This is a genomic window from Ruegeria sp. BJ6 (assembly GCF_056537885.1).
This window is the reverse complement of the sequence record NZ_JBQFSG010000003.1, coordinates 146,913-167,831: the sequence shown is the minus strand read 5'-3', so window position 1 is coordinate 167,831 and position 20,919 is coordinate 146,913. Positions and strand designations below refer to the sequence as shown.

Below are 20,919 nucleotides of genomic sequence, written 5' to 3'. Positions count from 1 at the left end.
CGGCTTAGTGTCTCAACCATGACATGGATCGACCGCGCCCTCTTGTTCTCTCCTCTTGATTATCTGGCCATCCTTCTGCTGATCCTTGCATGGCAGTTAATCGGTTGGAAAATCGAAAACCCGTCTCCGCAAAAGCTCTCTGTTGCCACGATGATGGATGACTTCCGGCGTGGGTGGATGAAGGAAATGGTGACCCGGCAACCGCGGATGTTTGATGCGCAGCTTGTTGGAAACATGCGTCAGGGCAGCACGTTCTTCGCATCCACCTCGATGATTGCAATCGGCGGCGGCATCGCACTGTTGGGCAATACCGAGCGCCTTGCGGGCGTGGCAAGCGATCTGGCAATCGGCAGTGAGCCCGCACTGGTCTGGGAAATCAAAATACTGGTTGTCCTGTTGTTTCTGTCCAACGCCTTTCTGAAATACGTCTGGGCCCACCGGCTGTTCGGATATTGCGCCGTGCTGATGGCAGCGGTGCCCAATGACCCCGAAGACGCCAAAGCCTATCCACGCGCCGCACAGGCCGCTGAAATCTGCGTCACCGCCGCTCGTAGCTTTAACAGGGCGTTGCGAACCACCTATTTCGCGCTGGCGTCTGTGGCCTGGATCATTGGTCCGATCGCCCTGATCCTTGGAACGCTTGTCACATTTGGCGTACTCTATCGGCGCGAATTCGCCTCGCACTCGCGGTCAGTATTGCTGACCCTACCCCCTGACACGGAGTCGTGAACGCAATGGATTGCAATCACATCTATTCTCGCCGCATGAGATGCGTTGCTTTACTTGCCCTTCTGGCCTCACCGGCATTTGCCGATTCGCCTGTGATTGAAAACGTCGCCGCCCAAGGCTCTGGCGATACATGGCGCTTTGACGTCACCGTTTCCCATCCGGATACCGGTTGGGATCACTATGCCGATGGCTGGCGTGTCCTGGATATGCAGGGCAATGAATTGGGATTGCGCGTCCTTCACCACCCGCATGAACAGGAACAGCCGTTCACCCGATCCCTTGGCGGCGTTTCTATTCCATCGGATATGAAACAGGTGCAGATTCAGGCCAGATGCAATGTCGATGGCTGGGCCGAGGCCACCTATGTTGTGGATCTACCCTGAAAATCCTCAGAAAAGCCCCATGCTCAGACCGGCGGCCATGGCCAGCCCGATCTCGCGGCATTGTTCTAGCTGGTCGTTCGGGATGACCTTTTCCGCAAGGATTTGATCGGGCGTTTGCGCGTGGGTACAGATGATCAGGGGGGGCTGCACCTCTTTTAGCCGCCAGCCGGTGGCAATCCGTGCAGTTTGTCGGGCGGCATTCTCACCGTCTGAGCCTGCGCAGATCATCTGGGCATAGGGGCGCCCCTCGATGCGACCCAGAACCGGATAATAGCAGCGGTCGAAAAACTCTTTCATCAGACCCGAAATCGCAGCCAGATTCTCGGGCGCGCAAAAGATGTAACCGTCGGCTTTCAGCAAATCTTCAGGGCAGGCCAGATCGGCGGGTTTCAGAACCACCTCTGCCTCTTCCCGCCCTGCCTCTGCGGCAGCTTCGGCCATCTGGCGGGCACCGCCGGTGCGCGAATGGTAGACGATCAAAAGCTGCGCCATGTCAGACCCGGTGATAGGGGCCGCCCGACAGGATCGTTGCTGCCCGATAAAGTTGTTCGGCCAGCATCACACGAACCAGCATGTGCGGCCAGACCATCGAGCCAAAGGAAATGGAAAAATCGGCCTCCGCCCGCAGATTAGGGTCTATTCCATCGGCTCCGCCGATAATCAGCGCCAGATCCTGCCGACCCGCATCGCGCCAGCCGCCCAACCTCTCGGCGAAATCGGGCGAGGACATCACCCGCCCCCGCTCATCCAGCGTGCAGATCACAGCGCCTTTGGGAAGCGCTTTGCGAAGCAGCGCACCCTCGGCCCCCATGCCTGCGTTTTTCTTGTCCTCAACCTCGATCACTCGCGCAGGCCCAAGGCCCAAGCCACGGCCGGTCCGGTCAAATCGGGTCATATAATCGTCAAGCAGGGTCTTCTCCGGTCCGGCGCGCAATCGCCCGACCGCAACTATGCTGATACGCATATTACTCTCGCCTCCAGCCCTTCAATACAGGCCGGGATGGCGCCTCAGTTAGCCGAGGCGCTGCCGCCCTGAGGCAGCCACATCTTTTCCAGCTGGTAGAATTCACGCACTTCGGGGCGGAAGATATGGACGATCACGTCGCCCGTATCGATCAGCACCCAGTCGCCGGCATCCTTGCCTTCGACCTTCGAGGTGAAACCGAATTCCTGCTTGATGCGATCCGTCAGCTTTTCCGCCATGGCCGAGACCTGACGGGTCGACCGGCCCGATGCGATCACCATGTGATCCGCCACCGAGGACTTGCCCTGCAGGTTGATCTGCACGACGTCTTCGGCCTTGTCATCGGAAAGTGAGGAAAGGATGCGCTCAAGCAGCTTGTCGCTGATTGACTGAGAGTGGGCCATCACATTGGCCCGATCATCGGCGGGCAAACCCGCCTGGGTATGTAGAGACAGGACATGGTCCTCCTTGGTTGCGCGCCGCAAATCCCCGGCGCCGGGGTATTACAAAGGTAACAAGCACCCCGTGACATTTCAATGAAAGCACAGGGCAGCCTCGCGCGATTGTGCCTCAAAGGCACCGATGGGCGGTACAAGACCTTGATAGACTCACTTCACACCTTTATGTGAAGCAGCATGAGACCCCATACGGCCCCGAATATCGACCTGCAAGACCGTACGCGCCTGCGCGAACGGTTCTTTGGGGCTGCCCGCACGGTTCTGGCCCGCCTATAAGCGGCGTCCAGCCAACGATCGCCAGCTATTCTCAATACATATGGGAGAGGACCGATGTCCCCCAAAACACTCTATGACAAGATCTGGGATGCCCACGTCGCGCACGAAGCCGATGATGGCACCTGCCTGCTCTATATAGACCGCCATCTGGTGCACGAGGTGACCAGCCCGCAAGCCTTTGAAGGGCTGCGCATGGCAGGCCGCAAGGTGCGCGCGCCGGAAAAAACCATTGCCGTGCCGGACCATAACGTTCCGACCACGCCGGACCGTGTGAACGGGATCGAAAACCCCGAATCGCGCATTCAGGTCGAAGCATTGGACAAGAACGCCAAGGATTTCGGGATTCATTACTATCCGGTGCATGACGTCCGTCAGGGCATCGTGCACATCGTCGGCCCGGAACAGGGCTGGACCCTGCCCGGCATGACCGTTGTCTGCGGCGACAGCCACACCGCCACCCACGGCGCGTTTGGTGCGCTGGCGCATGGTATCGGGACGTCCGAGGTTGAGCATGTTCTGGCCACTCAGACTCTGATCCAGAAGAAATCCAAGAACATGAAGGTGGAAATCACCGGCAAACTGCAGCCGGGCGTGACCGCCAAGGACATCACTCTGGCCGTGATTGGCGAGACCGGAACCGCGGGTGGCACCGGCTATGTCATCGAATATTGCGGCGAAGCGATCCGTGATCTGTCGATGGAAGGCCGCATGACCGTCTGCAACATGGCCATCGAGGGCGGCGCCCGCGCGGGTCTGATCGCACCGGACGAGACCACGTTCGAATATGTCAAAGGCCGCCCCCACGCGCCGAAAGGTGCCCAGTGGGAAGCCGCGATGGACTGGTGGAAAACGCTTTTCACCGACGAAGGCGCACATTTCGACAAGGTCGTCACCCTGCGTGGTGAAGATATCGCTCCGGTCGTCACATGGGGTACCAGCCCCGAGGACGTTCTGCCGATCACGGCAACCGTACCGAACCCCGAAGATTTCGAAGGCGGCAAGGTCGACGCGGCCCGCCGTTCAATCGAGTACATGGGGCTGAAGGCCGGTCAAAAGCTCAGCGATGTCGAGGTCGATACCGTCTTTATCGGCTCGTGCACCAATGGCCGCATCGAAGACCTGCGCGCCGCCGCCGAGATTCTGAAGGGTAAGAAGATCAAGGAAGGCATGCGCGCCATGGTCGTGCCCGGTTCGGGTCTGGTACGTGCTCAGGCCGAGGAAGAGGGTCTGGCAGACATCTTCAAAGAGGCCGGTTTCGAATGGCGTCTGGCGGGATGCTCGATGTGCCTGGCGATGAACCCCGACCAGCTGCAACCGGGCGAGCGCTGCGCCGCCACCTCGAACCGCAACTTCGAAGGCCGTCAGGGCCGAGGCGGACGTACCCATCTGCTGAGCCCTGCGATGGCTGCCGCTGCGGCAATCACAGGACGGCTGACAGACGTGCGTGAATTGATGTAAGCTGCCCTCATAGTTGAATTTTTGAGGGAGAGACTGAAATGAGTGACTGGGTCAAATGGCTTCTTCTGGGGCTTTTGTCGATTGTGTTCGGCATCGTTGTGCTGGGCGCCCCATATGTGGCATCGATTGCCGTGACATTGGTTGCAGGCGCATTGCTGCTGGTGTCTGGCGCCCTACAGGTCGTTGGCGGGTTTACCGTGGAAGGTGCGGGCAACAAAATCCTGTCCTTCATCATGGGTGCCGTAATGCTGTTTCTCGGATGGTCGTTCCTAGACAATCCGCTGGAAGGTACGCTGACGTTGGCCACTGTGGTGTTGATCCTGTTCATGGCAGGCGGCATCGCACGAATTTTCCTCTCATTTCAGATGCGCGGAACACAGTTCTACTGGCCGACGCTCATCTCGGGCATCTTGTCGATCATCCTTGCGGGTATCCTCTGGTCTTATGCCAGCGCGGAACCATCCGTTCTGCTGCGGTTGCTGGGAGTTCTGCTGGGCATCGAGATGTTGTTCAACGGGTTTGGATTGGTCTTCATGGCGCTCTTTGTCAAAAGCGCGCCTAACGAAACGACAGAAGCGAAAGAAGCTTAAACGCGGGGCATGGGCGCGGCCCTCTCCCGCAGGAGTGTGAACATGGAAAAGTTTGAAAAAATCCACGGGGTGGCCGCCCCAATGCCTTTGATCAATATCGACACCGATATGATCATCCCCAAGGTCCACCTGAAAACAATCAAGCGGTCCGGACTTGGCGTCGTGCTGTTTGATGAAATGCGCTATCATGACCATGGCGGTGAAAACGAAGAGTTCGTCCTGAACAAACCCGCCTATCGCAACACCGAAATTCTGGTGGCGGGCGACAATTTCGGCTGCGGCTCGTCGCGCGAACACGCGCCCTGGGCGATCAAGGATTTCGGCATCAAGGTTGTGATCTCGACCAGCTTTGCCGACATCTTTTTCAACAACTGCTTCAAGAACGGCATCCTGCCAATCGTAGTGGAAGAAGAGCATCACGCGATCCTGATGGATGATGCACACAAGGGCGAAAACGCCCGTATGACCGTGCATCTGGAAGATCAGGTAATCACCACCTCTGACGGCGTCGTCATCAAGTTCGAGGTCGATGCACACCGCAAACACTGTTTGCTGAACGGTTTGGATGACATCGGCCTGACGATGGAAAAGGATCATCACATCGACGCGTTCGAATCGCACGCAACGCAGGCACGGCCCTGGGTCTGATTCCATTCTGCGCAACCTAACGGGGTCGCCTTGGCGGCCCCGCTCTCATTTTAGGGGTAGAAACCCCGGCAACCACAACATGTAGAGCTTGCCTTGTAATACACGCCGGATTTGCGTCAACAATGATGCAAAGCCGCACCAGTTTCGCCATCATTTTGCCCGAAACACCGTGTTTTCTGCCCCTTGGCTTGAGCTGAGTGCCCAATGAAGTCACAAATGTTCTTCGTGGGGGCACCCGTCAAAATAACAAACGACGGGCACAAGTTGGATTAGGGACCGACATAGAATCGGCCACTCCGGTTTGAAAGGGTTCGGATAGTGATAGCACGCACAACAGGGGCGGCATTACGTGGATTGCTTGTTGCACTTCTTGTGCTGACACCTGCGTTATACCTGCCAGTTTCGACGTCAAACGCGACCGAGATTGTTGTCTTTCTGGCAATCCTGGCGTTCATCCTGACTTTTGCCGAATACAATTCAGCCTTCCCGAGCTTTATCGAATTCCGCGACGCGCCACCGGTTAACCGCCTTCGTTTCGTCGGCCTGATGTCGATGGTCACCTTCCTGACCCTGATCTGCAAAAACGCCTATACACCAACTCCGATGACCGAAATGTTCTACGGCATCGGCATGGCGGTCGCCAACGTGGTGGATTTCCCCTATTCACCGGTGCGCCTTGTGGTACTCATGTTGCCTCCGGAAGCCGCTCAGCCGTTGGTTGACCTTGTGCGTATGGCGGCGGGAATTGCTTATGTCGCCGCGCTGGTGACAGTGGCAAGCTTTGCGTATGCAGTCCGCGTGCGGGGCTGGCCGACCGGCAACGGCGCATTCAATGTCTGGATCAATCTGCCGCTGTTCGATCCGACCAAAGGTGGCGATGTTGTCACCCGCCTGCAACGCGATGGCCGCCTCAACATCTCTGTCGGCATCTTGCTTCCGTTTGTGATCCCTGCGCTGGTCAAACTGACCACCGATTTTGTCAATCCGATCTCGCTCAGCAACCCGCAAACCATAATCTGGACGATGAGCGCCTGGGCATTTCTTCCAGCCAGCATGATCATGCGCGGAATGGCCATGCTGCGGATCGCGGGGCTAATCGTAGAAAAGCGCCGCGCCTATTCGACGTCCGAGGCTGCCCAGACTGCATGATCCGAATTCTGCTGATTTTTCTGCTGCCGTTTTCGGCACAGGCAGAAACCCTGCGGATTGCAACCTTCAACACGGAACTCAGCCGGGACGGTCCGGGCCTCATGCTGCGGGATATCCGGCGGGGTGAGGATCAGGTTCAAAGCGTCGTTGCTGTGATTGCCGCCGTTTCACCAGACGTTTTGACACTGCAGGGCATCGACTGGGATCGTGACGGATTGGCGCTTACCGCCCTTCTGGACCGGCTGAAGCAGGCCGGGGTGGACTATCCCCACAGTTTTTCCGGACAACCCAATTCGGGACAGGAAACCGACCTTGATCTGAACGGCGACGGAAAGCTTTACGGTCCCGGCGACGCTCAGGGCTGGGGTCGCTTTACCGGTCAGGGTGGGCTGGCCGTTCTGTCGCGCTTTCCGATTGCCACCGAAGAGGTGCGGGATTTTTCAACCCTGTTGTGGCGGGATCTGCCTGACGCCCAAATCCCTAAAAAAGATGGGCAGCCCTTTCCGTCACGCGAAGCGCTAACGATACAGCGGCTGTCTTCAACCGCGCATTGGGTGGTTCCGATAGATGCGCCCGGAGGCCGGGTGCACGTGCTGACCTTTCACGCCAGCCCGCCGGTCTTTGACGGCGACGAAGACAGGAATGGATTGCGAAATCATGACGAAATCCGGTTCTGGACGCATTACCTCGGGGGCGCGTTCGGACCAGCGCCCCAGACCCGTTTCGTAATCTCCGGAGACGCAAATCAGGACCCTGTGCTTGGTGAAGGCCGGAAACAGGCGATCCGAGGCTTGCTGTCCGACCCCCGGCTACAGGACCCGCTATCGGACAGCGGCCCGACCGTTGCCTGGCGAAACGTTGGCGAGTTGCGGGTCGACTACGTGCTGCCCTCGCAGGATTGGGACGTTGTCGATGCCGGTATCCATTGGCCCGAGGCGGGTACTGACACGCGGCAGGCCGCCTCAGGCGCCAGCCGCCACCGGCTGGTCTGGGTCGACCTCGCGCCTTGAAAACTCGGCGGGAATTGCCTGGCGGAGCGCCTCGTCGACAGCAGTATGCCTGAACTCTCCGACCAGATCGGCAAAATACGATCCATCCAATTGATGCGGCGTATCCCAGAGGTAACGCATCTCCAGCAAATGCGGTGCCAGACGCCAGAACGGTCGTGACAAACGAACGGGCAGCCAGTTCATAGGCCTGAGCGTTACATCCTGCTGGGCAATCCTCGACAAGGCGTCGGCCATCTGATGGCCTGTCAGAGTGTATCCTTCAAACGGGACATCCGCGAACCGGGGCAACTCTCCCCTCAGTTCGCAGAGCATTACCGCCGCGCGGGCCAGATCCGGCAAAAAGGCCCACGCATGAGGAATGTCCGGGTTCCCCGGATAGACAAACCGCCCGCGGTGTAAAGATTTGACCAGAATCTGGTCAAACCAGTTACCCGAGGCCCGAGTGTCGATGAAATCGCCCGCACGCAGAATGATCGTTCGCACGTTGGAGGCGCGATAGGCCTCTTCCATTTCGACCCTGATCCGACCCAACGGATTGGTCGCCAGATGTGGCGTCGCGCCGGACCACGGACCGGACGCCTCGGCCCCGAAGACATAAACATTGCCCGGAATAAGAACCGTTGAACCGGCGGCGCTGGCAGCCTCAATGACCTGTGCGTGCAGTTTCTGAACCAGTCTGGCCCAATCCGGGTAAGCAGGATTCCAGGCGTTCACGATGACATCCGCACCCTGAGCGGCCTGCATCAGGTTATCCGTCTTGCGGTCAAACCGCCGAACCGTCCAACCTGCCTTGCCAAACTGAGTCGCTGCGTTCCGGCCAAATCTTCCATTGGCACCCAAAATAAGAACTGTCTGATTCATTGGGATTCTCCTGTTGTCTGGCCCCAATTTATCCATTCAAAATGATATGAATATTGCCCACAAATGCAGATCATGTATTCATTTCTGAATGAATAACACGCTGAAACTTTCCGACTGGTCCTTGATTCAAAGCTTTTTGGCTGTTGCAGAAACCGGGTCTTTGTCCTCGGCGGCCCGTCGGCTGCACTGCAGTCAGCCGACGGTGGGTCGTCAAATTCAATCTCTGGAAACGGATTTGGGAGTAACCCTGTTCGAAAGACATGCCCGCGGACTGACGCTGAGCGATACTGGCATTCAACTATTGCCGATGGCCGAGCAGATGCGCACGGCAATGAACAGTTTTGAGATGACGGCTGCCGGACAGTCGCAGCAGCTTGAGGGGTCGGTTCGCATCACGGCGTCGGTCTTTGCGTCGCATCACATGTTGCCACCCATTCTGGCCCGAATCCGTCAGGAAGAACCGGCGATCCAGTTGGAGCTTGTTCCGTCAGACACCAGTGAAAACCTTTTGTTCCGCGAAGCGGACATTGCCGTTCGGATGTATCGCCCTCGTCAGATGGACATCGTCACCCGATTTATTGGCGACGTACCGCTTTGTACCTGCGCCGCGGTTTCCTATCTGGACCGGGCTGGCAGACCGCAATCCCCCGAAGATCTGCTGCAGCACGATCTGGTCGGATATGATGCGAATGATCTGATCCTTGCGACCATGCGGCAACTGGGCTGGGAGGCTGATCGAGAGAGTTTTGCCACGCGCTGCGACAATCAAAGCGCCTATTGGCAACTCATTCGGGCCGGGTGCGGGATTGGATTCGGCCAACTTCGCGTGGCTCTGGCCGACCCTGATATCGAGGTCCTGCCATTGGATCTGCACATTCCACCGCTTCCGGTCTGGCTGGCGGCACCACAGTTAATGCGCCAGACCCCGCGCATCCGCAGGGTCTGGGATTTGCTGGCCAACGGGTTGCTGGCCAGCATCTGAGTTCCGTCACAGAGCGTCGGTGTAGGTCCCGCGCGGCGGATATTGATTATCCAGCGCGTATTTGATGCCACCCTTGATGTCAGCAATGGACGGGCGCCCGAATGGGGTCGATTGCGTCCATGCGAAATACAGGCTGCGATCAGGCGCAATATAGAAATGCCCTGGCTCGGCAAAGAACGGTGCCTCAGCGGTGCCTTCGCGCCCTTTGGACAGATAGAGCCCCCAGTCGTCACGCGCACCCGACAGCGGCAGGCTGTGCCCGACGCGCAGACGTTCGGTTCCGGCCTTACCCACCGTCTCGGCCGCGCGCTCTTCAGAATCGGTGCTCAGCATGATGACTTCGATTCCCAGCTCGGCGAACTCATCCAGCGCGGCCTCGACCTCACCCATCTGGCGGATACAAATCGGACAATGAAGACCGCGGTATTGTATGACCAGCGTCCCGTTTTCGCCCTTGTCCCGGTCCAGATCAAAGGTTCCGTGCGCCAATGTCTCGATTTTCAGTTCTGGGACGGCATTTCCCGGTATCAGCATGTATTTTCCTCGTGTTTTGGCCGGATCGTCTCATTGACCCGTTGCGGCGCACACGCTAGGGCGATTGCAACGAAACGCAAGGAGACCCTTCATGTCCAACCCCTCGCTCCTCATCCTGCCCGGAGACGGAATTGGCCCGGAAGTTATGGCCGAAGTGCGCAAAATCATCGATTGGTTCGGTTCCAATCGCGGTCTTCAATTTGACGTGAGCGAGGATCTTGTGGGCGGCGCGGCCTACGACGCACACGGCAAACCGCTGTCGGACGAGACCATGGCCAAGGCGCAGGAGGCGGACGCCGTCCTGCTGGGCGCCGTGGGTGGCCCGAAATACGACGATCTGGATTTCAGCCTGAAACCCGAACGAGGGTTGCTGCGCCTGCGCAAGGAGATGGACCTGTATTCCAACCTGCGCCCGGCCCAGTGTTTTGACGCGCTGGCAGATTTCTCGTCACTTAAAAAGGACGTGGTCGCCGGCCTCGACATCATGATCGTGCGCGAGCTGACTTCGGGTGTCTATTTCGGCGAGCCGCGCGGAATCTTCGAGGAAGGTAACGAGCGTGTGGGCATCAACACCCAGCGCTATACCGAATCCGAGATCGAACGCGCCGCGCGCTCGGCCTTTGAACTCGCCATGCGTCGGAACAAAAAGGTCTGCTCGATGGAGAAGGCCAACGTCATGGAATCCGGCATCCTGTGGCGCGAGGTCGTTGACCGCGTGGCCAAGGATTACCCCGAGGTCGAACTGACCCACATGTACGCTGACAATGGCGCGATGCAGCTGGTGCGCGCGCCCAAACAGTTCGACGTGATCGTCACCGATAACCTGTTTGGCGATATCCTGTCGGACTGTGCCGCAATGCTTACCGGCTCGCTGGGTATGCTGCCGTCGGCATCCCTGGGTGCTCCGATGGCCAATGGCCGCCCCAAGGCGATGTACGAACCCGTACACGGCTCGGCACCGGACATCGCGGGTCAGGGCAAGGCCAACCCGATCGCCTGTATCCTCAGTTTCGCCATGGCTCTGCGCTACAGCTTTGATCAGGGCGCCGAGGCGGACCGTCTGGAAGCAGCAATCGAGAAAGTTCTGGCGGATGGTGTACGCACCGGCGATCTGCTGGCTGATGAAGGCGTTACCCCTGTTTCGACCACCGAAATGGGCGACGCGATTCTGGCGGCACTTGACGAAAGCCTCTGAACGAACTGACCGGCGGCCTCTGCCGCCGGTCCCCTATCTGGCGCGGTCATTCGTTTGCCGTCAAAAGCTGAACGATATCGCCGCGTACAAACCGTTCTGATCCAGGTTATAGGCAAACGGACCTGTATCGGCATTGGTCGAATAATCGATCCCGTAGAACTGATATCCAAACCTGACAGACGTCTTTTTCCACGCCTGCCAGTCAAAACCGGCCAGCACCAGATATTGAAGATCGTCGCCGTTGACACCAAAGCCACTCAGCTCTGCGCGGGCGGCAAATGCCCAGTCATCATTTAGCTCGGTTGCATAGCGCAGCCCGATCATGGGCTCGACCCATTCCTCTGTCCCACCGAATGTTCTGCCGGGCCCGGGTCCGGTCAGGTCGATTTCCTGCTTCAGCCGGTTCATTCGGATACCAGCCGTAGCATCAACTGCATACCGCCGACCGGATGAGTTCACCCCATGGGCAAATCTGTACGCGCCCTGCAGACTGAGATAGGCCTGCCGCACATCCACATTCACCCCCACATTTGGCACGGGCAGTTCGCCATCCCCGCCAAGCCGGACGTAGTAGAGTTCGGAAATTATGCCCCAATCGCCGTTCCAGCCTTCATATCGCAGGGACAGTGCACCATCGAGCGCATCCAGAATATCGCTCAGGCTCAGATCCAGTTCCGTGGTGACTCCGCTGACCGTTGACGTGCCTTTTGTGGTAAGCGGCAGGAACAGATAGGGCGTGATTGAATGACGCCAGCCTTCGTCTTCAGCGTCTGAACGTGTCAGGGCCTGCGCCTGTGCCGTATTACCCAAGGTGACAGCAAGAATACCGGCAACGACCGAACTCCAGATGCGGTTTGACACAAATTTCATTGTTCCCCCCTCAAGCCTTGCTTCAAAAGCGGTTGGCAGTTCCCGCATCGGACCGCAAAATCGGAATCCGGCCAAAGGGCCATGAACTGCGCCAAATCAATATATTCTGACATTCATAACATTCTTCGGATGACGTATCCACGATTCACTTACGTTGGGTCAAAACAAACCCGACCGTGTTGTTTTACAGCAAATCAATACGTTCAGTTGCGACCGAAGATGTCCCGCAACAGATTGTCCACGGCCCTGCCAAACCCACCGCCGCCTTTCTTCTGCTGGCGCGGCTGTGCCGTCTTTACCGGGGGTTCGGGTGCCTGCGCAGGCAACGGGGTTGGTGTCATGCCTTCGGTAATGCGGATCATGGTCTCGCGCCAGATCTCAGCGGGCAGACCACCGCCGGTCACACCGGATAGTGGCGTGTTGTCATCATATCCCATCCAGACACCGGCAACGTAATCGGCGGTAAAACCGATGAACCACGCATCACGTGCCGCCTGCGTTGTGCCGGTCTTACCCGCCACCTGCCAGCCGGGCAACGCCGCACGGCTGCCTGTCCCCTGCGACACGACACGCTCCATCATCCAGGTCAGCTGCCTTGCGGCGTCCTCGCGAATGACACGCTCACCAATGCCCGAGGTCGTTACCATAACCGGATCCACGTCCCCCAACAGCTTGAGTTCGGTCAACCCATAGGGTTCCACCGACGACCCGCCGTTGAGAATGCCCGCATAGGCGCCTGTCATTTCGATCAGCGTGCTTTCGGACGCGCCCAGCGCCAGGGCTGGACCGGCCGCCAGATCGCTGTCGATACCAAATTCGCTGGCAACGGTGCGCACATTGTCGAGCCCTGCCGCCTCGGCAACTTTCACTGCCGGTATGTTCAGCGAGTTTTTCAATGCGTCGGCCAGAGTAACGCGGCCATAGTATTTGTTGGTATAGTTCTTTGGGCACCACTGACCCGAACCGGGGATGTTGATGCAGTAAGGCTCATCCACCACCGTATCGAGCGGTGAGTATCCAAGTTCCAACGCCGTGGCATATACAAATGGCTTGAATGCGGACCCGGTCTGCCGCAAAGCCTGCGTTGCCCGGTTGAACGCACCTGATACGCGGGTCTTGCGCCCACCAACCATGGCACGAACGGCGCCATCTGCGGACATCACCACGATGGCCGCCTGTGCCTTGGAGCCCGGACTGACCTTTTCCTGGAACACGAATTGCAGGGCCTCTTCGGCCGCCTGCTGCATCTGTTGATCCAGAGTTGTCCGGATAACCACATCTTCGGTCGTGTTGCGCGTAAAGAACTCGGGCCCGCTGGCCATGACCCAATCGGCAAAATAGCCGCCCGCCCGTGCAGCCGCCGCCTCAGACAATTCAGCAGGATTGCTGCGCGCAGTACCGGCCTGCGCCGTGGACAGATAGCCCTGATCTTCCATCAATCCGATAACAAGATTCGCCCGGTCCTGAGATCGTTGCAGGTTATTGGTGGGCGCGTATCGCGTGGGGGCCACCAAAAGCCCCGCCAGCATCGCCGCCTCCGAAGGGTTCACCTCGGCAGCCGACTTGCCGAAATAGCGCTGACTGGCAGCTTCGAAGCCACGGGCGCCAGCGCCTAGGAACGCACGGTTCAGATAGATCGTCAGGATCTGATCCTTGGAATACTTGACCTCCATCGCCATCGCATAGACCGCTTCCTTGGCCTTGCGCCACAGCGATCCCTGGCGACAGTCGGATTCGTATGCCGCCTCGGATTCCCATTCACCGGGAACGTAGGGAACGCCCAGACACAGCAGTTTTGCGGTTTGCTGTGTAATAGTCGAACCACCGTGACCGGATAACGGGCCGCGCCCCTCGCTCAGGTTAATGCGGACGGCGCTGGCGACACCGCGGGGGCTAACGCCGAAATGACGGTAGAACCGCTTATCCTCGGTCGCGATCACCGCATTCTTCAGGTGTTTCGAAACAGTATCCGCCGTGATGACACCGCCAAACTGATCACCGCGCCACGCAAAAACGTTCCCTTCCCGGTCAAGCAACGTCACCGATCCGCGCGCGCGACCGTCCAGCAAGGTGTCGGCCTCGGGTAGTGTCGTATAAACCAGCCCCACCGCCAGAGCGAGCAACAACGCTGCGATGGCACCGATGCGCCACGTCAGCCCCCAGATCAAGCGGAATATCCAACGGAAAATGCGGCGGAAGAACCCTCCGATGCCGCCGCCTCCGGATTTACGACGAGTAGTTTTGCGGGCCGCTTTCCGGGTAGTCGCGGACTTTTTGGGCGCCGCCTTCTTTCCCGCAGGTTTGCTGCTGCGTTTGGCAGACGTCTTCTTTCCGCCCGCCGACGGGTATCTTTTCTCCGCGACCAGTCGCGGCTTGCGGCGTTTGGACTCAGCCATGCTCAAACTCTGCCCGTTCTTTGCTTTTGGCGCACCATACCCCGGCACGCCGTACATGTTGAGGTGTGAAATTCCGGTATTTCCCCTCATTTCTTTGCCTTAATTTTAGGCAATACCGCCTATTTGTGCAAAAATTGTGCAAACTAGTGGGATTTTCCCCTGCGTGACTCTCTCCAACCCGTTTCATTGACGCGTCAGCCGCGCTCTTTTTCTGCAGGTGCAAAATAACCGGCCTGCCCGGAAAGCAGAGGGGAAAGACGTGAAGCTGATCATTGCGACAATCAAACCATTCAAGCTGGAAGAGGTACGCGAAGCGCTGACCGAAGCAGGCGTGCGCGGCATGATGGTGACCGAAATTAAGGGCTTCGGCTCACAGTCGGGCCACACAGAAATTTACCGGGGTGCTGAATACGCCGTGAATTTCGTGCCCAAGATCAAGCTGGAAATCGTCGTGCCCGCCGCGATGACCGACCAGATCGTCGAAACCATCACCAAAACCGCCAAAACCGGCAAGATCGGCGACGGCAAGGTTTTCGTCCTCGATGTCGAGCAGGCCCTGCGCGTGCGGACCGGGGAAACGAACGAAGAGGCGCTGTAAGGCGCCCCCATTCACTATCATTCGAGGACTGACAATGAACCTGAAGAAATCTCTCATCCCTGCTGCCGCGATTATTGCGCTGCCGCAGATGGGTCTTGCACAAGAGGCCGCCGCTGGCGAAGCCGCATTGCACACCCAGTATATCTTTACCACGCTGCTGTTCCTGATGGCGGGTTTCCTCGTCTTCTTCATGGCGGCAGGCTTTGCCATGCTGGAAGGCGGCTTGGTGCGCTCTAAGAACGTCGCCATGCAGATGATCAAGAACGTAGCGCTGTTTTCCATTGCCGCAATCATGTACTGGCTGGTTGGCTTCAACACGATGTATCCGGGCGACTTCAATGGTATCTTTGCCATTGGTGGCCCGACCGTGCTTGATGCAGTGGGTGTTGCGCCCGCAGACGCCGCGCTGGATTACGCGTCGATCGGTTCGGACTTCTTCTTCCAGCTGGTCTTTGTGGCGGCAACCGCGTCCATCGTGTCCGGTGCCGTGGCCGAACGTATCAAACTGTGGCCCTTCCTGATCTTCGTCGTCGTCCTGACCGGTATCATGTATCCGATTTCGGGTTCGTGGAAATGGGGCGGCGGCTGGCTGGACGGCATGGGCTTTTCCGACTTCGCCGGTTCGACCGTTGTACACTCGGTCGGTGGCTGGGCTGCTCTGGCAGGCGTCATCGTCCTTGGCCCGCGTATCGGCAAGTACACCAAAGAGGGCAAAGTACACCCAATGCCCGGTTCGAACCTGGCACTGGCAACTCTGGGTACGTTCATCCTGTGGCTGGGCTGGTTCGGCTTCAACGGTGGCTCGCAACTGGCGATGGGCACCGTGGGTGATGTATCGGACGTCTCGCGCATCTTTGCCAACACCAACATGGCCGCAGCTTCGGGTGCCGTCGCAGCCCTGATCCTGACCCAACTTCTGTACAAGAAGCCTGACCTTACCATGGTCCTGAACGGCGCGCTGGCCGGTCTGGTTTCGATCACTGCCGAACCTCTCGCACCAACCCTGTTCGGTGCGCTGTGGATCGGTGCTGTGGGCGGTATCATCGTGGTCTTCGCGGTTCCGATGCTGGACAAGTTCAAGATCGACGACGTTGTTGGTGCGATTCCGGTTCACCTGTTCGCAGGCATCTGGGGCACCATCGCCGTGATCTTCTACGGGGAAGCAAACCTGATCACACAGCTGACCGGCATCATCGCATACGGTGTCTTCACTTTTGTAGGCGCTCTGGTTCTGTGGATCATCCTGAAAGCCACCCTTGGCATCCGTGTTAGCGAAGAGGACGAAATCAACGGCCTCGACATGGCAGAACTGGGTATGGAAGCTTACCCCGAGTTCTCCAAGGGCTAAGTCCTGAGTTAACCACTCGAAGGCCGGGCGTTCGCGCCCGGCTTTTTCTTTTGGGTAGGTTCTTTTGGACAGGGTCACAAAAAAAGCCGCGCTGTGCTGCGCGGCTTTTGTCATTCGCAGATGGCTGGCTCAGACGCCGGCGTCGATGATTGCCTTGGCCAGAATCGGCACAGTCGTCGCATTCAATCCGGCAATGTTCAGACGGCTGTCGCCAACCATGTAAATCCCGTAATCATTGCGCAACTTCTCGACCAGCTCGGGCGACGCGCCCAAACGCGAGAACATGCCCCGGTGTTCCGCAATGAAACCGAAACGGTCCGATCCGCTCAGGCGCTGCAGTTCGTCAGCCAGTTGCTGACGCAGCTCCAGCATCGAAAGGCGAACCTCCTCCAGCTCGGCCTCCCAATCGGCCCGCAGTTCGGGATCGTTAAGAATTGTCGTGACAACCCGCGCACCGTGATCGGGGGGGAACGAATAGTTCTGGCGGTTCAGAAACGCCAGATTGCTTTGGTTCAGCCCGGTATCTGCCCCGCCATTGCTGACGACCATCAACAAACCAGTTCGCTCACGGTAGACACCGAAATTCTTGGAGCACGACGCCGCGATGACACAATGCTTGACCGACGATGCAACCAGTCGGGTCGCCTGCGCGTCCTCTTCCAGGCCGTCACCAAAGCCCTGATAGGCAATATCGATCATGGCAACCAGATCGCGCTCGTTGATCAGGGCCACGACCTCTTGCCATTGCACCAGATTGAGGTTCGCGCCGGTTGGGTTGTGACAACAGCCATGCAGCAGGACGACGTCTCCGGCCTCGGCGGTTTTCAGATCCTCGATCATACCAGCAAAATCGACACCGCGGGTCTCGCTGTCGAAATACCGATACTGAACCGTTTCAATCCCCAGATAGTTCAGGATCGACAAATGGTTCGGCCAGGTCGGGTTTGACACGAAAACACGGGCTTTCGGATTCGCCATGCGAATAAGCTCAAAGGCCTGACGACATGCCCCTGTGCCACCCGGCGTTGCCACGGCCGCAATGTTTTCGCGCGGCACTGCGTTACCCAGAATCAGCCCGATCATCGCATCGGCAAAGGCCGGATCACCTGCAAGCCCGGTATAGGCCTTGCTTTCCTGTTCCTCCAGAATGCGTTTCTCGGCCGCCTTGACCGCGCGCATGACCGGGGTCACCCCTTCGGCATTCTTGTAGACGCCCACACCCAGATCAATCTTTTGATCGCGCGGGTCGTCGCGGTACATCTGCATAAGCGCCAGAATATTGTCGGCTGGCTGCGCCTTCAGGTTTTCGAACATCAGGTTTCTCCGGTTGCGACGGGCAGGGTTGGGAAGGCACCCCATTCAGCCCAGGAGCCGTCGTAAAGTGAATGATCTTTCTTGCCCAAACGCTCAAGTGCAAGGCTAAGGATCGCGGCGGTCACGCCGGAACCACACGAGGTGATCGCGGGCTTGGACAGGTCAACGCCTGCCGCCTCGAACACTGCGCGGCATTCCTCGGGCGATTTCATCGTGCCATCTTTGTTCAGCAATGCACCAAATGGCACGTTCCGCGAACCCGGAATATGGCCCGAGCGCAGGCCTTCGCGCGGTTCGGCTTCGCTACCAGCGAACCGACCCGCCGAACGGGCGTCGATAATTTCATGATCGGCCAGCTTGGCGGCGGCAGACACCTGCGTGACGTCGCGCACAAGATGGTTCTGAACCCGCACGGTCATATGACGGTCGCGAATGACCGGTGGCAGATCTTCGATTTCACGCTCTTCAGCCTGCCATTTGGGCAGCCCACCGTCCAGAACGGCCACATTCTCTTGCCCCATAAGGCGAAACAGCCACCAGACCCGCGCGGCCGACATCAGCCCGGCGCCATCATACACCACGACCTGATGGCCATCGCCGACGCCCATTGCGCGCAGACGGGACATGAACTTTTCCACAGGCGGTGCCATGTGCGGCAGGTCCGAGCGATGATCGGAAATCTCGTCGATATCAAAGAAACGTGCGCCGGGGATATGTGCGGCCTCGTACTCGGCCTTGGCGTCGCGCTCTTGCTGCGGCAAATACCACGACCCGTCCAGAACCCTCAGGTCCGGGTCCTTGATATGAGCGGCAAGCCATTCAGTGGAAACAAGGGTTTTCGGATCGTCCTGCATCAAAGCCTCCCCTACGCACACATTGGTGTCCCTATACTGCCGGGAAATGTGACGCAAGATACAGGATATTCACAGGCCGCTATTGCCGCGCCCAACACGCTGCGGCGACGGGTAAGAGATGGCAGCTGGTTGCAGATCTTTGCCGTTCTTTTGCATTCGCTCCAGAAGGTGCCGCAAGCGGCGCCCCTGCGCAATCTGGCGACACGGGGTTGCGGCCATCGAAACCGGCGGCAGATTTCCGGCCTGACTCAAAAGCGATCCGTCAAGCAGCCCGGCGGTGGACTGATCCGCAATCAGCAGGCTTTCAACCAGCGCCCCGTTGACGTCTATGATCTCATGCCGATCAAACAGCAGATGCACATAGATCACGCCATCGGGGCACTTCGCTGCAGTGATACCGTCAAAGGCATCCAGCTTTTTCGCCGCAGCAAGAACTTCTTCGCTGCCAAACATGCGTTGCGCTACTGCGGATCGGATCAGAACCCTGTGCTGCGGCGAAAGATGCAGGTCTGTTCTGGGCACGCCTTCTGACAGTGCACCCTGCCCCAACAAAATCGGACGCTGCATGGGCTGATTGCTGAGCTCCTGAGCTGTTACCCGTCTCAGGCCCACCCAACGAAGCGGCTGATAGCCGTGGTCCAGTGTCCAGACCAGATCGCCCGCCGCAAGTTGCGTTGGGCAAACATGACCGTTGGACGTGCGAACCGCGCTTCCGGCTGTCAGGCACAATACGGCATCCCCGGGCGTTGCGGGCCCGATCGTCTGATTGCCGAAGATGTCCCATTGATAGCTTTCACCCGCTGAAAGCGCACGATGGTCCAGAAATGGGTCCGACGCTACACCATTGGCTGCACCTTCTGTTGCAGTGATCGTGCCCTGCCTGTCAGAGCTGAAAAACGAGATGACATTGCCCGATGATGTATCGGTCAGTGCAACACCGCTGGCCTCGTTCGCATTGCTGGGTCCGTTTCTCAGACCCAGTGGAATGACATAGACGGTGAATCCGGGATTATCCGGATCAGGTGTGCCGGTCAGGCTGGACAGCGTAACCTCGCCCCCCGGAATACCGGCAGAGGTGTGCAAGGCGCCGTTATTTCGGTATGCGCTGACAACAAAGTCTGCAGGATCATCGCCGGGGCCAAGGATGATTTCGATGGATTCACCGTTTCCTGCGCCACCGCCGCCGCGAAAATCGATTTCCGAGATGAATGCCATGTTCCGGTACCCGGCCGCCTTGTCTGAATCTAACGCTAGGGCCCGCTTGCGCTATCCCCAGCCACGGAACGCCATACGCTCTCTAAACCAAAACCGAAGGGTATGAATATTGCGTTTCGATTCTTAACGCAAACCACCCCGACGCAGGCGTATATGTTGAACGATGCCGACCAGACTGATCGCAATCCAGAAACTCTCGATCAGCATCGAAGCGAGATTGAAGTTCTGTAAAAGTGAATAGACGATCAGGACCGACCCCAGCATGTTAACGACCGGAAAAGCCAGATCCTCGGAATTCATCCAGCGCATCTGAGTAGCGAAATACGCCGCAACCACCATAAGTGCCCCAAACGAACCGACAGCATCCGCCAGCGTCAGGGTGTCAAAAAATGCTGTCATGTTCTGCCTCCGAAAAGCGATGTTCCAATACTGATGGCATCAGACGATCGCTGCGCCCTGTTGCGCATAGTGGTGCATGTTGAGAAATGCTGCGCCTGCCCCGCCAGCACGGTAGCCATGTGGCAGATCAGCGGCAAAACGCAACCCCTGACCGGCCTGCAGCGTGATCCACTCTCCATCACGCAGCACATCCAGCGTGCCATCCAGTACAAAAACCTCTTCGGTCACGCCGGCTGCATGGGCGGGTGACTCGTGACACTGGTCCGCTGTCAAATCGACGTGAAACGTCTCGGCCCCAAGGGTCGGGTCGAACGGGAATACGATCTTTACCTTGATGCTGCCAGGAAAGGTCACGGTGCGGAACACACCGGCATCTGCCGGATCACGCAGTTCCGCGGAACCGATCAGCGCGCTCAGCGGTAATTGAAAACCCTTGGCGATCTTCCACAGCGTGGCGATGGTCGGACTTGATTCGCCACGCTCGATCTGGCCCAGCATCGCCTTGCTGACCCCGGTCATTTCAGCCACTTTCGACAGGCTCAGACCCGCTGCGGCGCGCACATCGCGTAGTCTGAGGGTAATTTCGTCCGAATCCATGCTCATGCCCTGCAATATCGCTTGTACGTTATAACGCACATAGGGTAGCGTGCGCTATAACATACGCAACCCCTATCGCAGGGCGGGCAAA

The 20,919-nt window shown here is 58.3% G+C and carries 24 protein-coding genes; 12 read left to right on the top strand and 12 right to left on the bottom strand.

Annotated features, from left to right (window positions below):
* Positions 1–18: 18 nt before the first annotated feature.
* Together ACR0D6_RS09700 and ACR0D6_RS09695 are read left to right on the top strand one after the other, a co-directional pair.
* Positions 19–729 (top strand): DUF599 domain-containing protein, encoded by a 711-nt coding sequence (locus tag ACR0D6_RS09700; protein WP_480450777.1) that lies wholly within the window; start codon positions 19–21, stop codon positions 727–729.
* Between the two features lie 35 nt (positions 730–764).
* Positions 765–1,112, top strand: a complete 348-nt coding sequence (locus ACR0D6_RS09695) for a hypothetical protein (RefSeq protein ID WP_480765355.1) — start codon at positions 765–767, stop codon at positions 1,110–1,112.
* 6 nt (positions 1,113–1,118) lie between these two features.
* On the opposite strand, the gene ACR0D6_RS09690 is transcribed toward ACR0D6_RS09695, so the two are convergent.
* From ACR0D6_RS09690 to rsfS, 3 genes are read right to left on the bottom strand one after another with little or no spacing between them, the layout of a single operon-like run.
* Entirely contained in the window at positions 1,119–1,604 is a 486-nt protein-coding gene (locus ACR0D6_RS09690) for an NAD(P)H-dependent oxidoreductase (RefSeq protein ID WP_170653716.1), read from the bottom strand.
* 1 nt (position 1,605) lies between these two features.
* Entirely contained in the window at positions 1,606–2,076 is a 471-nt protein-coding gene (rlmH, locus tag ACR0D6_RS09685) for a 23S rRNA (pseudouridine(1915)-N(3))-methyltransferase RlmH (protein WP_480765354.1), read from the bottom strand.
* A 44-nt stretch (positions 2,077–2,120) separates the two neighbouring features.
* Positions 2,121–2,480, bottom strand: coding sequence for a ribosome silencing factor (gene rsfS / locus ACR0D6_RS09680; RefSeq protein WP_058276550.1), 360 nt, complete (start codon positions 2,478–2,480; stop codon positions 2,121–2,123).
* Positions 2,481–2,711: 231 nt separating this feature from the next.
* Here rsfS and ACR0D6_RS09675 point away from each other — a divergent pair, with 231 nt between their 5' ends.
* From ACR0D6_RS09675 to ACR0D6_RS09650, 6 genes are all read left to right on the top strand, one after another.
* Entirely contained in the window at positions 2,712–2,810 is a 99-nt protein-coding gene (locus ACR0D6_RS09675; RefSeq protein WP_170653711.1) for an isopropylmalate isomerase, read from the top strand.
* A 54-nt stretch (positions 2,811–2,864) separates the two neighbouring features.
* A complete protein-coding gene (leuC, locus tag ACR0D6_RS09670) occupies positions 2,865–4,268 on the top strand; it encodes a 3-isopropylmalate dehydratase large subunit (RefSeq protein WP_170653709.1) in 1,404 nt (467 codons plus the stop codon).
* A gap of 38 nt (positions 4,269–4,306) precedes the next feature.
* Positions 4,307–4,858, top strand: coding sequence for a DUF308 domain-containing protein (locus ACR0D6_RS09665; RefSeq protein WP_170653707.1), 552 nt, complete (start codon positions 4,307–4,309; stop codon positions 4,856–4,858).
* 42 nt (positions 4,859–4,900) lie between these two features.
* Positions 4,901–5,506: a 3-isopropylmalate dehydratase small subunit gene (leuD, locus tag ACR0D6_RS09660; RefSeq protein WP_480765353.1), complete on the top strand. Its 606-nt coding sequence runs from the start codon at positions 4,901–4,903 to the stop codon at positions 5,504–5,506.
* Between the two features lie 318 nt (positions 5,507–5,824).
* Positions 5,825–6,655: a hypothetical protein gene (locus ACR0D6_RS09655; protein WP_170653703.1), complete on the top strand. Its 831-nt coding sequence runs from the start codon at positions 5,825–5,827 to the stop codon at positions 6,653–6,655.
* A complete protein-coding gene (locus ACR0D6_RS09650; protein ID WP_480765352.1) occupies positions 6,652–7,665 on the top strand; it encodes an endonuclease/exonuclease/phosphatase family protein in 1,014 nt (337 codons plus the stop codon). Before ACR0D6_RS09655 ends, ACR0D6_RS09650 begins: the two co-directional genes overlap by 4 nt.
* On the opposite strand, the gene ACR0D6_RS09645 is transcribed toward ACR0D6_RS09650, so the two are convergent.
* Complete coding sequence (locus ACR0D6_RS09645; RefSeq protein WP_480765351.1) at positions 7,618–8,526, bottom strand: Rossmann-fold NAD(P)-binding domain-containing protein; 909 nt, start codon at positions 8,524–8,526, stop codon at positions 7,618–7,620. The two genes, ACR0D6_RS09650 and ACR0D6_RS09645, sit on opposite strands and share 48 nt — an antisense overlap.
* Positions 8,527–8,614: 88 nt before the next feature.
* Here ACR0D6_RS09645 and ACR0D6_RS09640 point away from each other — a divergent pair, with 88 nt between their 5' ends.
* Positions 8,615–9,508, top strand: coding sequence for a LysR family transcriptional regulator (locus ACR0D6_RS09640; protein WP_480765350.1), 894 nt, complete (start codon positions 8,615–8,617; stop codon positions 9,506–9,508).
* A 6-nt stretch (positions 9,509–9,514) separates the two neighbouring features.
* Here ACR0D6_RS09640 and ACR0D6_RS09635 read toward each other — a convergent pair whose 3' ends face one another.
* Positions 9,515–10,042, bottom strand: a complete 528-nt coding sequence (locus tag ACR0D6_RS09635; protein ID WP_480450790.1) for a redoxin domain-containing protein — start codon at positions 10,040–10,042, stop codon at positions 9,515–9,517.
* Between the two features lie 91 nt (positions 10,043–10,133).
* Here ACR0D6_RS09635 and leuB point away from each other — a divergent pair, with 91 nt between their 5' ends.
* A complete protein-coding gene (gene leuB, locus ACR0D6_RS09630; protein ID WP_170653692.1) occupies positions 10,134–11,237 on the top strand; it encodes a 3-isopropylmalate dehydrogenase in 1,104 nt (367 codons plus the stop codon).
* Positions 11,238–11,297: 60 nt separating this feature from the next.
* On the opposite strand, the gene ACR0D6_RS09625 is transcribed toward leuB, so the two are convergent.
* Together ACR0D6_RS09625 and ACR0D6_RS09620 are read right to left on the bottom strand one after the other, a co-directional pair.
* Positions 11,298–12,107 carry a hypothetical protein gene (locus tag ACR0D6_RS09625; RefSeq protein ID WP_480450794.1) on the bottom strand — a complete coding sequence of 270 codons (810 nt, stop codon included), beginning with the start codon at positions 12,105–12,107 and terminating at the stop codon, positions 11,298–11,300.
* Positions 12,108–12,310: 203 nt separating this feature from the next.
* Complete coding sequence (locus ACR0D6_RS09620; protein WP_480765349.1) at positions 12,311–14,503, bottom strand: transglycosylase domain-containing protein; 2,193 nt, start codon at positions 14,501–14,503, stop codon at positions 12,311–12,313.
* 259 nt (positions 14,504–14,762) lie between these two features.
* On the opposite strand from ACR0D6_RS09620, the gene ACR0D6_RS09615 reads away from it, so the two are divergent.
* Positions 14,763–15,101, top strand: coding sequence for a P-II family nitrogen regulator (locus ACR0D6_RS09615; RefSeq protein ID WP_170653688.1), 339 nt, complete (start codon positions 14,763–14,765; stop codon positions 15,099–15,101).
* Between the two features lie 34 nt (positions 15,102–15,135).
* Entirely contained in the window at positions 15,136–16,449 is a 1,314-nt protein-coding gene (locus ACR0D6_RS09610) for an ammonium transporter (protein ID WP_170653686.1), read from the top strand.
* A 129-nt stretch (positions 16,450–16,578) separates the two neighbouring features.
* On the opposite strand, the gene ACR0D6_RS09605 is transcribed toward ACR0D6_RS09610, so the two are convergent.
* From ACR0D6_RS09605 to ACR0D6_RS09585, 5 genes are all read right to left on the bottom strand, one after another.
* Complete coding sequence (locus ACR0D6_RS09605; RefSeq protein WP_480765348.1) at positions 16,579–17,763, bottom strand: amino acid aminotransferase; 1,185 nt, start codon at positions 17,761–17,763, stop codon at positions 16,579–16,581.
* Positions 17,763–18,617 carry a 3-mercaptopyruvate sulfurtransferase gene (gene sseA / locus ACR0D6_RS09600; protein WP_480765347.1) on the bottom strand — a complete coding sequence of 285 codons (855 nt, stop codon included), beginning with the start codon at positions 18,615–18,617 and terminating at the stop codon, positions 17,763–17,765. The genes ACR0D6_RS09605 and sseA overlap by 1 nt, the downstream gene beginning before the upstream one ends.
* A 69-nt stretch (positions 18,618–18,686) precedes the next feature.
* On the bottom strand, positions 18,687–19,832 hold the full coding sequence (locus ACR0D6_RS09595) for a Hint domain-containing protein (RefSeq protein ID WP_170653680.1): 1,146 nt from the start codon (positions 19,830–19,832) through the stop codon (positions 18,687–18,689).
* Between the two features lie 123 nt (positions 19,833–19,955).
* A complete protein-coding gene (locus ACR0D6_RS09590; protein WP_170653678.1) occupies positions 19,956–20,231 on the bottom strand; it encodes a CBU_0592 family membrane protein in 276 nt (91 codons plus the stop codon).
* A gap of 39 nt (positions 20,232–20,270) precedes the next feature.
* Positions 20,271–20,828, bottom strand: a complete 558-nt coding sequence (locus tag ACR0D6_RS09585; protein ID WP_170653948.1) for an XRE family transcriptional regulator — start codon at positions 20,826–20,828, stop codon at positions 20,271–20,273.
* Positions 20,829–20,919 lie beyond the last annotated feature (91 nt).

Excerpts from the sequence above, each read along its gene's own strand:
- ACR0D6_RS09700 (WP_480450777.1), top strand. The coding sequence starts at position 19 with ATGACATGGATCGACCGCGCCCTCTTGTTCTCTCCTCTTGATTATCTG.
- ACR0D6_RS09695 (WP_480765355.1), top strand. The coding sequence starts at position 765 with ATGAGATGCGTTGCTTTACTTGCCCTTCTGGCCTCACCGGCATTTGCC.
- ACR0D6_RS09690 (WP_170653716.1), bottom strand. The coding sequence starts at position 1,604 with ATGGCGCAGCTTTTGATCGTCTACCATTCGCGCACCGGCGGTGCCCGC.
- rlmH (WP_480765354.1), bottom strand. The coding sequence starts at position 2,076 with ATGCGTATCAGCATAGTTGCGGTCGGGCGATTGCGCGCCGGACCGGAG.
- rsfS (WP_058276550.1), bottom strand. The coding sequence starts at position 2,480 with ATGGCCCACTCTCAGTCAATCAGCGACAAGCTGCTTGAGCGCATCCTT.
- ACR0D6_RS09675 (WP_170653711.1), top strand. The coding sequence starts at position 2,712 with ATGAGACCCCATACGGCCCCGAATATCGACCTGCAAGACCGTACGCGC.
- leuC (WP_170653709.1), top strand. The coding sequence starts at position 2,865 with ATGTCCCCCAAAACACTCTATGACAAGATCTGGGATGCCCACGTCGCG.
- ACR0D6_RS09665 (WP_170653707.1), top strand. The coding sequence starts at position 4,307 with ATGAGTGACTGGGTCAAATGGCTTCTTCTGGGGCTTTTGTCGATTGTG.
- leuD (WP_480765353.1), top strand. The coding sequence starts at position 4,901 with ATGGAAAAGTTTGAAAAAATCCACGGGGTGGCCGCCCCAATGCCTTTG.
- ACR0D6_RS09650 (WP_480765352.1), top strand. The coding sequence starts at position 6,652 with ATGATCCGAATTCTGCTGATTTTTCTGCTGCCGTTTTCGGCACAGGCA.
- ACR0D6_RS09645 (WP_480765351.1), bottom strand. The coding sequence starts at position 8,526 with ATGAATCAGACAGTTCTTATTTTGGGTGCCAATGGAAGATTTGGCCGG.
- ACR0D6_RS09640 (WP_480765350.1), top strand. The coding sequence starts at position 8,615 with ATGAATAACACGCTGAAACTTTCCGACTGGTCCTTGATTCAAAGCTTT.
- ACR0D6_RS09635 (WP_480450790.1), bottom strand. The coding sequence starts at position 10,042 with ATGCTGATACCGGGAAATGCCGTCCCAGAACTGAAAATCGAGACATTG.
- leuB (WP_170653692.1), top strand. The coding sequence starts at position 10,134 with ATGTCCAACCCCTCGCTCCTCATCCTGCCCGGAGACGGAATTGGCCCG.
- ACR0D6_RS09625 (WP_480450794.1), bottom strand. The coding sequence starts at position 12,107 with ATGAAATTTGTGTCAAACCGCATCTGGAGTTCGGTCGTTGCCGGTATT.
- ACR0D6_RS09620 (WP_480765349.1), bottom strand. The coding sequence starts at position 14,503 with ATGGCTGAGTCCAAACGCCGCAAGCCGCGACTGGTCGCGGAGAAAAGA.
- ACR0D6_RS09610 (WP_170653686.1), top strand. The coding sequence starts at position 15,136 with ATGAACCTGAAGAAATCTCTCATCCCTGCTGCCGCGATTATTGCGCTG.
- ACR0D6_RS09605 (WP_480765348.1), bottom strand. The coding sequence starts at position 17,763 with ATGTTCGAAAACCTGAAGGCGCAGCCAGCCGACAATATTCTGGCGCTT.
- sseA (WP_480765347.1), bottom strand. The coding sequence starts at position 18,617 with ATGCAGGACGATCCGAAAACCCTTGTTTCCACTGAATGGCTTGCCGCT.
- ACR0D6_RS09595 (WP_170653680.1), bottom strand. The coding sequence starts at position 19,832 with ATGGCATTCATCTCGGAAATCGATTTTCGCGGCGGCGGTGGCGCAGGA.
- ACR0D6_RS09590 (WP_170653678.1), bottom strand. The coding sequence starts at position 20,231 with ATGACAGCATTTTTTGACACCCTGACGCTGGCGGATGCTGTCGGTTCG.
- ACR0D6_RS09585 (WP_170653948.1), bottom strand. The coding sequence starts at position 20,828 with ATGGATTCGGACGAAATTACCCTCAGACTACGCGATGTGCGCGCCGCA.